Annotated in this window: 10 protein-coding genes; 1 reads left to right on the top strand and 9 read right to left on the bottom strand. The window is 74.4% G+C overall.

The window, feature by feature from the left end; genetic code table 11:
- The first annotated feature begins 18 nt into the window (after positions 1-18).
- Complete coding sequence (locus ACIRD3_RS00140; RefSeq protein ID WP_402209219.1) at positions 19-381, top strand: DUF952 domain-containing protein; 363 nt, start codon at positions 19-21, stop codon at positions 379-381.
- Positions 382-489: 108 nt separating this feature from the next.
- Here the strand turns inward: ACIRD3_RS00140 and ACIRD3_RS00135 are convergent, their stop codons facing one another.
- The 9 genes from ACIRD3_RS00135 to ACIRD3_RS00095 form a co-directional block, all read right to left on the bottom strand.
- Positions 490-1,497 (bottom strand): helix-turn-helix domain-containing protein, encoded by a 1,008-nt coding sequence (locus tag ACIRD3_RS00135; RefSeq protein ID WP_402209217.1) that lies wholly within the window; start codon positions 1,495-1,497, stop codon positions 490-492.
- A gap of 328 nt (positions 1,498-1,825) precedes the next feature.
- Entirely contained in the window at positions 1,826-3,076 is a 1,251-nt protein-coding gene (locus ACIRD3_RS00130; RefSeq protein ID WP_402209216.1) for a pseudouridine synthase, read from the bottom strand.
- 62 nt (positions 3,077-3,138) lie between these two features.
- Complete coding sequence (locus ACIRD3_RS00125) at positions 3,139-3,732, bottom strand: SMC-Scp complex subunit ScpB (protein WP_402210718.1); 594 nt, start codon at positions 3,730-3,732, stop codon at positions 3,139-3,141.
- A 293-nt stretch (positions 3,733-4,025) separates the two neighbouring features.
- On the bottom strand, positions 4,026-4,889 hold the full coding sequence (locus ACIRD3_RS00120; RefSeq protein ID WP_402209214.1) for a segregation and condensation protein A: 864 nt from the start codon (positions 4,887-4,889) through the stop codon (positions 4,026-4,028).
- 686 nt (positions 4,890-5,575) lie between these two features.
- A complete protein-coding gene (locus tag ACIRD3_RS00115) occupies positions 5,576-6,214 on the bottom strand; it encodes a hypothetical protein (protein WP_402209212.1) in 639 nt (212 codons plus the stop codon).
- Positions 6,211-7,278, bottom strand: coding sequence for a ParA family protein (locus tag ACIRD3_RS00110; RefSeq protein ID WP_030245868.1), 1,068 nt, complete (start codon positions 7,276-7,278; stop codon positions 6,211-6,213). The genes ACIRD3_RS00115 and ACIRD3_RS00110 overlap by 4 nt, the downstream gene beginning before the upstream one ends.
- 446 nt (positions 7,279-7,724) lie before the next feature.
- Positions 7,725-8,840, bottom strand: coding sequence for an alanine dehydrogenase (gene ald, locus ACIRD3_RS00105; RefSeq protein WP_402209209.1), 1,116 nt, complete (start codon positions 8,838-8,840; stop codon positions 7,725-7,727).
- 260 nt (positions 8,841-9,100) lie between these two features.
- The gene (locus ACIRD3_RS00100; protein WP_402209207.1) at positions 9,101-11,266 is read right to left on the bottom strand and encodes a tetratricopeptide repeat protein; all 2,166 of its coding nucleotides are present in this window, start codon (positions 11,264-11,266) and stop codon (positions 9,101-9,103) included.
- 342 nt (positions 11,267-11,608) lie between these two features.
- Positions 11,609-12,256 (bottom strand): NUDIX domain-containing protein, encoded by a 648-nt coding sequence (locus tag ACIRD3_RS00095; RefSeq protein ID WP_402209205.1) that lies wholly within the window; start codon positions 12,254-12,256, stop codon positions 11,609-11,611.
- Positions 12,257-12,292: the final 36 nt, after the last annotated feature.

The following is a 12,292-nucleotide window of genomic DNA, read 5'->3' as shown; positions in this document are numbered from 1 at the left end:
ACGGGTAGAAAAGGAAACATGATCCTCCACCTCGCCCCCCTGGACGACTGGCTGGCCGACCCCGGCCGCCCGTACGCCACCGCCTCGCTGCTCACCGACGGGTTCATCCACTGCTCGGCGGACGAGCAGACGGCGCTCGCGGTGGCCAACGCCTTCTTCGCCGACACCCCCGACCCGCTGATGGTGCTGCTGATCGAGGAGTCGCTGGTGGAGCCGATGGTCAAGTGGGAGGCCCCGCACGGCGCTCCGCCACCCGGCGCCACCCCCGACGTGCTGTTCCCGCACATCTACGGCCGACTGAACCGCTCCGCCGTGGTCGGCCTGCAGAAGGTCGAACGGGGACCGGACGGCCGCTGGGCCGCCCTCATCCCCTGGAGCTGAACCCGCCCCGCCGGAGCTGACCCCCGGCCCCCGGTCACCCGGGAGCCGGGAGCCGGGAGCCGAACCCCGGGCCCGGGAGCCGAACCCCGGCCCCGTCTCCGGTCCGGTCTACAGCCACCCCCGCTCCCGGGCCGCCATGCCGGCCTGGAAGCGGGTGGTGGCGCCCAGCGAGCGCATCAGGCTCTGCAGCCGCCGCTGGGTGGTGCGGGCGCTCCAGCCGAGCGAGCGGGCGATCGACTCGTCGGTGAGCCCGGCCGCCAGCAGGCCCAGCAGCTTGCGGTGGTCGGCCTCCGGTTCCGGCGACGCGTCCCCGGTGCCGATCGCCGCCTGCAGCTGCACGGCCCGCTCCCACTCCGCCTCGAACAGCGTGTCCAGCGCCTGGAGCAGGGCCGAGGGGTGGATCACGTACGCGGCGTCCAGCACGCTGTCGCCGACGCTGATCGGGATGATCGCCATCCGGTCGTCCGAGATGATCATCTTCATCGGCAGGGTCGGCCGGACCCGCGCCTCCTCGCCGTCCGCGACCCCGACCAGGATGTTCCGCTCCAGTCGCCCGGGCCAGGCCACGGCCTCCCGGTCGTAGACCGTCCGGAACTTCAGGCCCTCGCGCAGCCGCCGGCGCTGCAGCGGCAGCGGCGCCACCGGGTCCTGGATGTACGGCGGCCGGTCGAAGCCGCGCACCTGGTACTGGCTGGTCTCGGTGATGTGCTCCAGCCGCTGGGCGATCGCCTCGCCGCCGGTCAGCACCTCCACCGAGTGCGCCGGGTCGGTGTAGCGCGAGGCCTCCCGGAAGGCGTCCATCAGCCGGTGCATCTCGGCCCGGGCCTGCCGCAGTTCGGACTCCCGGTGGCCGATCAGGGTGCCGATCGCCACGTCCGGGGCCACCGGCAGGAAGCGCTGGCGGTCCACCGGCGCCCGGGTGGCCATGCCCTGCTGCGCCAGCCGGTCCAGGGCGCGCACGCCCTGCTGGAGCGTCAGGCCGCAGCTCTCCGCCAGCTCCTCCGCGGTGGACTGCGGATTGGCCACCAGCGCCGCGTACACCTGCCCGTCCGGCTCGGCCAGTCCCAGCGTGCCGAGGGCCCGTCCGCTGGCCCGCCCCAGTGGTGCATCGGACACGACGCCGTCTCCCCCTGTTCGCCCCTGATCCGTCCCACCGGCGCCCGCACTGGCGCGGTCCCGCCACACGACGGGGTGGTGGCCCGGTGGCCATCCTCGGCCACGGATCATGACGCTGACAAGGCCGTGACCAGCGGGTGCGTCCCGGCTCACACGCCACACCCGCCCCGGGCCCCAGGTCCCCCCACCCGTCGGCCCCGAGCCCCCAGGTCCCCGCGCCCGTCGGCCCGCACCCGGTCGTCCGCCCCGGGCACGCGCAAGGGCCCCCGGTCGCACCACGGCGACTGGGGGCCCTTCGCGACGTCCACGACGGGCGCGGGCGGACGGCCTACAGGCCGACCTCGCGCATCAGCTGACCGACCTCCGGGTTGGTCAGGCGGCGCAGCCAGCCCGACTTCTGGTCACCCAGGGCGATCGGGCCGAAGTGGGTGCGCACCAGCTTCTCGACCGGGAAGCCGACCTCGGCCAGCATCCGGCGGACGATGTGCTTGCGGCCCTCGTGCAGGGTCACCTCGACCAGGTAGTTCTTGCCCACGTTGGAGACGACCTTGAAGCTGTCGGCACGGGCGTAGCCGTCCTCCAGCTCCACGCCCTGGGCCAGCTGCTTGCCCAGGTCGCGCGGGATCGGGCCCTGGATGGCGGCCAGGTAGGTCTTGGTCACGCCGTACTTCGGGTGGGTGAGGCGGTGGGCCAGCTCGCCGTGGTTGGTGAGCAGGATGATGCCCTCGGTCTCGGTGTCCAGGCGGCCGACGTGGAACAGCCGGGTCTCCCGGTTGGTCACGTAGTCGCCCAGGCACTGGCGCCCGTCCGGGTCCTCCATGGTGGAGACCACGCCGGCCGGCTTGTTCAGCGCGAAGAACAGGTAGGACTGGGTGGCGACGGTCAGGCCGTCCACCTTGATCTCGTCCTTCTGCGGGTCGACCCGCTTGCCCTGCTCGGTGACCCGCTTGCCGTTGACCTCGACCCGGCCCTGCTCGATCAGCTCCTCGCAGGCCCGGCGGCTGCCGACCCCGGCCCGCGCCAGCACCTTCTGCAGGCGCTCGCCCTCGGGCTCGCCGAAGGTCTTGGGCAGCTTGACGGCCGGCTTGTCGTGCCGGGCGAGGACGGCGTCCTCGATCTTGGCCTGCAGCTCGCGCGAGCGCTGCGGCTGGCGGCGCGGGTCGCCCGGGGCGCCCTGGCCCTCACGGCGCGGACGCGGGGCCGGACCGGGGCGCCGGCCGGCGAAGCCGCCGCGGGCGGGGGTGGCGTTGGGGCCGCCGCCGTACTCGGGGCGGTCGTACTTGCGCTCCTCGGGCCGCAGCGGGCGGTCCGGGTAGCGCCGGTCGTCCCGACGGTCGTCACGCCGGTCGTCGCGGCGGCCGCCGTCCCGGCCGTACGAGCCGGAGCCGCCGCGCGAGCCCGAACCCGAGCCGCCGCGGCCGCCGCCCCCGTAGGAGCCGCCGCCGTACGAACCTCCGCGCGCACCCGAGCCGCCGCGGCCGCCGCCGCCCCCGTAGGAGCCGCCGCCCCGGCCCCCGCCCTGTCCGCCGCGACCGCTCCCGCCGCCGCTGCTGTTCCTGCCGTTGCCACTGCTACGCATCAAAGTGTCCGTACGTCGTTCCGTCTGGGATGTGCGGTCGTTTCGGCCGACCTCACCGCCCCCTACCGATCGGGCCCGGCCCGACCGGCCTCGCCACTGCCGTCCGCGGCCTGCGCGGCAGCGGCGGCGACCGCCTCCGCGATCATCGTGCCCTCCAGGGACTCCGCTTCCACGTCGTCGACCTCGGGCAGGAAGGGAGCGAGCTCCGGCAGCTCGTCCAGGCCGCGGAGCCCCATCCGTTCCAGGAAGTAGTTCGTCGTCCGATACAGGATCGCACCTGTTTCGGGCTCGGATCCGGCCTCTTCCACCAGTCCTCGCTGTACCAGGGTACGCATCACGCCGTCACAGTTCACACCACGGACGGCGGAAACCCGCGATCTGGACACCGGCTGCCGGTAGGCGACCACCGCCAGGGTCTCCAGCGCGGCCTGGGTGAGCCGGGCCTGCTGACCGTCCAGGAGGAAGCGGTCGACGGCCGCGGAACAGCTGTCCCGACTGTAGAACCGCCAGCCGCCGGCCACCAGCCGCAGGTCGAAACCGCGGCCCTGCGCGGTGTACTCCTGGGACAGCTCGCGCAGTGCCGCGGCCACCTCGCCCCGGGGCCGCTCCAGGACCCCGGCCAGCCGTTCCTCGGGCACCGGCTCGTCGACGACCATCAGGACCGCCTCCAGCTCGGCCCGCAGCACGGGGTCGGCGAGCCCGGCGTTACCGGAAGCCGGCGGCGCGGACTTCTGGTGCACCACCCGGGCCTCCGCCTCGCCCGGCGTCACGGGGGCCGCCGACGCCACCGGCTCCGCGGTCTCCAGAGCCTCCACCGGCTCCAGGGCCTCCACGGACGCCACCGGGTCCGGCAGCAGCTCGAAGACCGGCTCCAGCCACTCCTCGGCCCGCGGCTGCCCCGGCACCCCCAGCGGGCGCCGCACCGGCCGGCCGCCCTCGCTCCCGACGCTCATCGCCGTTCCTCCTCCGCCGCGACCGCCGGCCGGTCGAACTCGTCCGTCACCTCGACCGCGCCCCGGCCCTCCTCGGCCACCCAGCGCACCCGCAGCTCACCCAGCGCCTCCGGTTGCTCGAAGGCGAGCACCCGTTCCCGGTACAGCTCCAGCAGCGCCAGGAAGCGGGCCACCACCACCAGGGTGTCCGGCGCGTCCGCCACCAGCTGCTGGAAGGACGCCTCGCCCAGCTCACCGAGCAGCCCGACCACCAGCCCGGCCTGCTCCCGCACGCTGACCGGCGGGGTGTGGATGTGGTCCACGTACACCACGGGCTTCGGCTTGGGCTCCATCGCCTTGGCCGCCAGCTCGGCCAGCCGCTGCGCGCCGATGGTGATGACCACCTCGGGGAGCAGTTCCGCGTGCCGCGGCTCCAGCCCGACGGTCCGGGGGCGCCGCAGCAGCTCCGCGGCCCAGCGCTCGCCGAACAGCGCCGCCGCCCGCTTGTACGCCCGGTACTGCAGCAGCCGTGCGAACAGCAGGTCACGGGCCTCCAGCAGGGCCAGGTCCTCCTCGTCCTCGACCTCCGCCGCGGGCAGCAGCCGGGCGGCCTTGAGGTCGAGCAGGGTGGCCGCCACCACCAGGAACTCGGTCGCCGCGTCCAGGTCCCAGTCCGGGCCCATCGCCCGGATGTGCGCCATGAACTCGTCCGTGACGGTGGCCAGCGCCACCTCGGTGACGTCCATCCGGTGCTTGGCGATCAGGCTGAGCAGCAGGTCGAAGGGGCCCTCGAAGTTGTCCAGCCGCACCCGGAAGCCGCCCCGCGACCCGTCCTCGGTCGCGCTCGTGGCGGTTTCGGCTGATGCGGCGGTGCTCGGCATGACGGTCCATCTTCACCCGTCGCGGCCGCCCGCCCCTCCCCGGGTCCCCCCGACACGCCGCCCGCCGGGCCCCGGGCGAACGCCCCGGCACCCCGGAAACGGCCCTCCGGCGCCCGCCCCGGCCCGCGAAAGGCGGCCCGGCCCCAGGCCCGCCACCCGAGCGGCGATCGGCCCCCCAGCACCCGCCAGAACGCCTCGCCCCGCAGTCGGCCACCTCATGAGCGCAACTCATGACCGCCGATCCGCGACCAACAGTGCTCAGCCCCGGGGCATCGGCGTCACGAGCTCGCCTCATGACCCGGAGCCCACGACCAGCAGCGCCCAAGCCCGGACGGACAGCCTCATGAGCTCACCTCATGGCCCTCGCCCGGCAGCCCACGGTCCTCAAGCCCGAGGCCACCGCCCCATGAGTCCACCTCATGGCCCTCGCTGCCCAGCCGACGGCACTCAGCCGCGGCCAACGGCACTCAGCCCGGGCGACGGCCTCATGAGCTCGCCTCATGAGCTCACCTCATGAGGAGCTCAGACGAGCTCGCCTCACGCCCTCTCGGCACCCGACCGCCCGCCCGGGCGGCGGCCCTCCAGACGCCGGGCCCACGGCCCCTCGACGCCCTGCCAGGCCCATCGGGCCCATCGTCCCGCGAGGCCCGGTCGACCGACCCGACCGGCCCCACCAGCCCCGAGCCCTACCGCCCGCGCAACCGCCGGACCAGGATCGAGGCCTCACCGCGCTGCTCCAGGTCCGCCAGGACGACCGCGATGGCCTCCCGGACGATCCGGCCCCGGTCCACGGCCAGGCCGTGCTCGCCGCGCAGCACCAGCCGGGTGTGCTCCAGGTCCATGAGCTCCTCGGCGGACACGTACACGGTGATCTTCTCGTCGTGCCGCTCGCGTCCGCTGGGCCGGCGCGGCGCGCGGCCACGCGGCCGGGCGCGCCCGGCGGCACCGGCCTGCTCCTCGGCGGCGCCCGCGTGCGTCCGGGCCGCCGGAGCGGCGGCGGCGCCTCGGCCGCCGGGGACGGTCTTCCCGGCCGCCGACGCACCGGGCGCGGCCTGCACCCCGCCCGGCCGCTGGACGGGCGGCTGCGCGGGCGCCGGCACGGCGCCGGCGGGCTGCTGCTCCGGCGTCAGCTGCCGGTCGCCCTGGGCACCCTGGGCGCCCTGGCCGGACTCGGCGCCCTGAGCGCCCTCGGCACCGTCCGAGCCGTTGACGGTCCGCGCGGTCTCCGGTCTGGATGCCTCGGCGGCCGGACGCGGCGCGAGGGACGGCGACAGCGCCATCCCGCCGGTGGTCCGGAACAGCTCGTCGGCACCCGGGAGACTCACTCGGCGGGGCGGCACCGGTCGAGCACCTCCCTGGCGAGCTGGCGGTAGGCGGCGGCACCGACCGAGTTGGTCGCGTACGTGGTGATGGGCTCGCCGGCGACGGTGGTCTCCGGGAAGCGCACGGTCCGCCCGATGACGGTGTGGAAGACGTGCTCGCCGAACGCCTCGACGACCCGCGCCAGCACCTCGCGGCTGTGCACGGTGCGCGAGTCGTACATGGTCGCGAGGATGCCGTCCAGGCGCAGCTCGGGGTTGAGCCGCTCGCACACCTTCTCGATGGTCTCGGTCAGCAGCGCGACACCGCGCAGCGCGAAGAACTCGCACTCCAGCGGCACGATCACGCTGTGAGCGGCCGTCAGCGCATTGACCGTCAGCAGGCCCAGCGAGGGCTGGCAGTCGATGATGACGTAGTCGTAGTCGGGCAGCAGCGGCTTCAGGGCGCGCGCCAGCGCGGACTCCCGGGCCACCTCGCTGACCAGCTGCACCTCGGCGGCGGAGAGGTCGATGTTGGACGGCAGCAGGTCCATGCCCGGGACGGCCGTCTTCAGCAGCACCTCATCGGCCGTCAGGCCCCGCTCCATGAGCAGGTTGTAGACGGTGACGTCGAGTTCCATCGGGTTGACGCCGAGTCCGACCGAGAGCGCGCCCTGCGGGTCGAAGTCGACGAGCAGCACCCGGCGGCCGTACTCGGCCAGCGCCGCACCCAGGTTGATGGTCGACGTGGTCTTGCCGACGCCGCCCTTCTGGTTGCACATGGCGATGATCTGGGCGGGGCCGTGCTCGGCGACCGGCGCGGGGATGGGGAAGTACGGCAGCGGACGGCCGGTCGGGCCGACCCGCTCGCGGCGCTGGCGCGCGGCGTCGGGGGCCAGCGTGGCGGCGTACTCCGGGTCCGGCTCGTACTCGGCGTCCGGGTCGTCGTAGGCGCCGTAGGCGAACTCGCCGTAGGCCAGGCCGTAGGCCGCCAAGTCGGCGTCGTGATCGGTCACCGTGGTCACCTGTGCTGTGTTCTGGCGTGCTTCGAAGGTGCGGAGTGCGACCGAGCCGACCTCGGCCGAACCCACGGAGGGCTGCCGGGCCCCGGGCTCCACACTCGGCTGGCCGGCGGTGTGCTCCGCCAGTCCTGGCTGACCACCCCCGGGAGCAATTGTCGACTCATTCACAAGTCGTCTTACCTCCTTGGGCATCCAGGACTCTATGTCGATTCGTCAGCGTGGCAGCATGCCGACGGTTTGCGACTCTAGGCCGTTCAAGGCGTTCGCAGCAACACAATCCACGGTAGTCGGCAGGATGTGTCGACTATCGGGCGGGCTGCTGTCAAGGGATGAGTGGGTCACTGACCCCATCGTTTCTGCGAGCGGCCGGCGGCCGGGCGACGGTCGGGTGACACGACCGACGGAAATTGACGACAGAGCGACCTGCCCGCGTTCCCGCCGCGCACGGGCACGGCGAAGCCCCCGGCCCGGAGTGATCGGGTCGGGGGCGAACGACCGCCGTGCGGTCAGGGGGTTCAGGCGAGCACGCTCTCCAGGGAGACCGACTCCAGACCGAAGGCCTCGGCCACGGCCGGGAAGGTGATCTGGCCCTCGTGCACGTTCAGGCCCTTGGCGAGCGCCGGGTCGCGACGCAGCGCCTCCTTCCAACCGCGGTTCGCCAGCTCGACCACGTACGGCAGGGTGGCGTTGGTCAGCGCGTAGGTGGAGGTGTTCGGGACGGCGCCCGGCATGTTGGCCACGCAGTAGAAGACCGAGTTGTGGACCTCGAAGGTCGGCTCGGCGTGCGTGGTCGGGTGCGAGTCCTCGAAGCAGCCGCCCTGGTCGATGGCGATGTCGACGAGCACGGAGCCCGGCTTCATGCGGGAGACCAGCTCGTTGGTGACCAGCTTCGGGGCCTTGGCGCCCGGGATCAGCACGGCGCCGATGACCAGGTCGGCCTCGATGACGGCCTTCTCCAGCTCGAAGGAGTTGGACATGATGGCCTTGATCTTCGTGCCGAAGATGCGGTCGGCCTCGCGCAGCTTGTTGATGTCGCGGTCGAGCAGGGTCACGTCGTAGCCCATGCCGATGGCGATGGTGGCCGCGTGCCAGCCGGAGACGCCGCCGCCGATGACGACGCACTTGGCCGGGTGGGTGCCGGGCACGCCGCCGGGCAGCACGCCGCGGCCGCCGGCCGGACGCATCAGGTGGTACGAGCCGACCTGCGGGGCCAGCCGGCCCGCGACCTCGGACATCGGGGCGAGCAGCGGCAGCGCGCCGTTGCCCAGCTGCACGGTCTCGTACGCGATGGCGGTGGTGCCGGAGGCGATCAGCGCGTCGGTGCCGGCCCGGTCGGCCGCCAGGTGCAGGTACGTGAAGACGGTCTGGCCCTTGCGCAGCCGGTGGTACTCCGAGGCGATCGGCTCCTTGACCTTCAGCAGCAGGTCGGCGGTGGCCCACACCTCGTCGGCGGTGGGGAGGATGGTGGCGCCGGCGGCCACGTACTCCTCGTTGGGGATCGAGGAGCCGAGACCGGCGTTGTCCTCGATGTAGACCTCGTGTCCGTTGCGGACCAGCTCATGCACGCCGGCGGGCGTGATGGCCACGCGGTACTCGTGGTTCTTGACCTCGCGGGGGATGCCGACCTTCACGACTGAACACGTCCTCTTGCCATGGGGGTCCCGACCGGAGAAGACCGGTGGGCGACGCGCACGTGGGGAAGCCTCCGGGCAGGCCGGGGCGGGGATCGCTGCGCGACTAGGTTCGAGTGTAATGAAGCCCAGTCGGCGTGTCAGCCTTCCAAAGTGAATAATTTTCCCGCACACATTGGCAGGTTCGTAGGCTTCCCCTGCGACTTACCCACCAAAGACGCCTCAACCAGGCATCTTCGACAATACCTCCGAAACGCCCGTCACCACCCGCCGTCGACGCGTTCCCGCAGGTCCGCGAGGGCCGCCCCGACGGCCTCCCGGCCTCGTTCGTCGCCGAGCCTGCGCAGCACCGCGAGGGCCGCGCGGTACTCGCGGTCCGCCTCGTCGAAGCGGCGCTGCGCGGTGTGCGCCTCGGCGACCCGGGCCAGCAGCCGGGCCTCGGCGGCGTGGTCGCCGAGCGACTGCCGCAGCCCGAGCGCCCGCCCGTACCAGTCGGCGGCGCGCACCGCGTCGCCGAGCGCCCGGTGGCAACCGGCCGCGCCCTCCAGGGCACGGGCGCAGAGCGGCTCGTCGTCGGCGGTCCGGGCGTGCTCCAGGGCGGCCCGGTAGTGCGCGGCGGCCTGCTCCCACCGACCGGCCGAGACCTGCAGGTCGCCGAGGTTGAGCAGCGCGGCCGAGGCCCTGCGGGGCCGACCGTTGCGCTCGGCGACGGTCAGCACCAGTTCGTGCAGCCGGTAGAGGTCGGCGGGGGCGGCGGCGCCGGTCAGCGGCATCGTCCGCAGCAGCGCGGTGACCAGCCGTCCGGCCGAGCCGTCCAGGTCGCCCTGGCCGATCGCGTCGGCCACCGCGCCGAGCAGCAGCTCCCGCTCGCCGAGCAGCCACTCACGGGCGTGCCCGGCCGACCGCAGCCGCAGCGCGGCCGGCAGCGCTTCGGGGGCGGGGGCGCCCTCCGGGTCGAGCAGCGCGCGCGCGGACTCGGTCAGCCGGACCAGCCGCTCCAGCAGCCGGGCCCGGGCGAGCTCGGTCTCGGCGGGCCGGTCCTCCTGCTCGCGCAGCCGCACCAGCCGGGGGTAGAGCCGCCCCGGCACCCGGAAGCGCGGAGTGCCGTCGGCGGCCGGCGCCTCCTCGCCGAGCAGCTCCCGTTCGGCGAGCGCGGTCAGGGTCGCCGCCGCCTCCGGCACCGGGCAGCCGACCAGGGCGGAGGCGGTGCGCGGATCGGCGGTCTGCGCGGGGGCCAGCGTCAGGGTGCGCAGCATCCGCGCCTGGGCGGCCGGCAGCCCCCGGTACAGCAGGGTGAAGGCGCCGAGCAGCGGGTCGTTGTCGGGGACGGGCACCGGCTCGGCCGGCTCCGGACCGGGCTTGACCCAGGCCGCGGGATCGCCCGCCGTCCCGACCCCGGGAGCGGCCGCGCCCTCCTCCCCCTTCTTCTCGGCGGCGCCCTTCGGCGTGGCGGCCTCCGCCGTCCCGGGCCCGTTCGCCGGAGCGCCCTTCGGCCCGCCCCCACCCGGCCCCCCGGCCGGACCGCCGACCGCACTCCCGACCTGGCCCCCGACCGCACCCCCTGCCGCGCCCTTCCCCGTCCCCTTCTTCTTCACGTTCACGCCGCCCTCGCCCCCAGGGGCTGAGGTGGCGGCAGCGGGCGCCGGCTCCTCCCCCACGACCCGGTTGAGCTCGCGTGCCGCGTCGGTGACCGCGGTCTTCGCGTTGCCGCGCAGCCACGCCGCCATCAGCCGCAGCGTGGCAGGCCGGGCGGCGCAGGCCTCGGCCAGGTCGGCCGCGCCGACCGGGTCGCAGGAGACCCGGGTGCCGCCGACCAGGTCGGCCAGCAGTTCGCCGGAGGCGGTGCGGTCCAGTCCGCCGAGGATGACCGGGTCGATGTCCTCGATCCCGGTGAGCGGCCCGGCGGTGGTGGCGAGCACCAGGCAGCCGGGTTCGTCGGCGAGCAGCGGCCACACCTGCCCGGCGTCGCGCACGTCGTCCAGGACCAGCAGCACCCGCAGGCCGGCCAGCGCCTCGCGCAGCGCCACGCAGCCCGGTTCGTCCCGGCCGTCCTCGACCACCCCGGGCAGCGGCACGGCGGCCTCCGGGTCGAGCTGTTCCAGGAGCAGCCGGGCGGCCCGGGCGGGCGGCACCCGGCCGCCGTCCGGGGCGGACAGCCGGGCGAACAGCACACCGTCCGGATAGTCGGCGGCGACGGTACGGGCGAAGCGCGCGGCCAGCGCGGTCCGCCCGGAGCCGGGGCGTCCGGCCAGCACCAGGACCGGGCAGCGGCCGCTCGCCGGGCGGGCGGCGGCCGCCCGCAGCGCGGCGAGTTCGGCGCGCCGCCCGACGAACAGCGCGGGCCCGGCCGGCAGCCGTTCCAGTCCCGGCACGGCGCCGGCGGGCGCGTCGGGGCCGGGGTCCATCGTCGCCGTCTTCCTCGCCACCCGTGCCACTCCCGACGTCATCCCGCGCTCGGCATCCGACGCTCGGCATCCGGACTCGCTGTCCGGTGCTCAGCGGGGGCCGCCCCGGACGGGCGCCCTGTCTGCGAAGCGTAGTTCGACCGTCCGGCTGAGCCGAGGTGACATCCGGTCGTACGAACCGGCGAATCACCCGGGCGAATCAACGGGAACGGCCGTTCACGCACCGTCGCGCCGGCGCTTCCCCCGGATGCCGGGCCACCCCTCCGGGAAGCAGCGCGTCCTGGGGACGCCGGATCACCCCTCCAGAACGCGGCTCCCCTCCGGGTACGGCTTCCCTCCGGATGCCGGTGCGCGCCCCGCGGATCAGGCCTCGAAGGGCCGGGCCGGCCAGGGCGAGTCCGCCGGGCGCAGCGCGTCCAGCCCGTCCGGGCCGGTGAGCGCGGCGTGCACGGCGAGGGCCCCGGTCACCAGGGTCGGGTTGTGCAGCCGTCCGGCCTGGATCAGCCGGATCAGTTCGGGCACCGGCACCCAGGCGACCTCGATCTCCTGCTCTTCACCGGAGGCCGCGTAACGCTCGCCGTCGGCCGCCGACAGGTCGGTGGCGAGGAACATCCGCAGCGCCTCGTCGGTGCCGCCCGGAGAGGTGTAGTAGTCGACGAGGATCCGCCAGGTGTCGGCCTTGCAGTGCGCCTCCTCGTACAGCTCGCGCTGGGCGGCGTGCCACGGGTTCTCGCCGGGGACGTCCAGCAGGCCGGCCGGCAGCTCCCAGAGCCGCTGGCGCACAGGGTGACGGTACTGGCGCAGGATCAGCACGCGCTGCCGGTCGTCCAGGGCGAGGACCGAGACCGAGCCGGGGTGGGTCTGGTAGTCGCGGCGGGCCCAGCTGCCGTCGGGCATCCGGACCTCCTCGCTGCGCACGCCGGTGACCTTGCCCTGGAACGGCGTCCGGCCGGCCCTGACCTCCCACTCCTCGGCCACGTCGGCGATCACCAGGTCGCTCTGCTCGTCCATCGGTCTCCCCTTTTCGTCAGTACGACACAATCTAAC

It is taken from the genome of Kitasatospora sp. NPDC093550 (genome assembly GCF_044764985.1).
GTDB lineage: Bacteria > Actinomycetota > Actinomycetes > Streptomycetales > Streptomycetaceae > Kitasatospora.
This window is presented reverse-complemented; position numbering and strand designations above follow the sequence as displayed.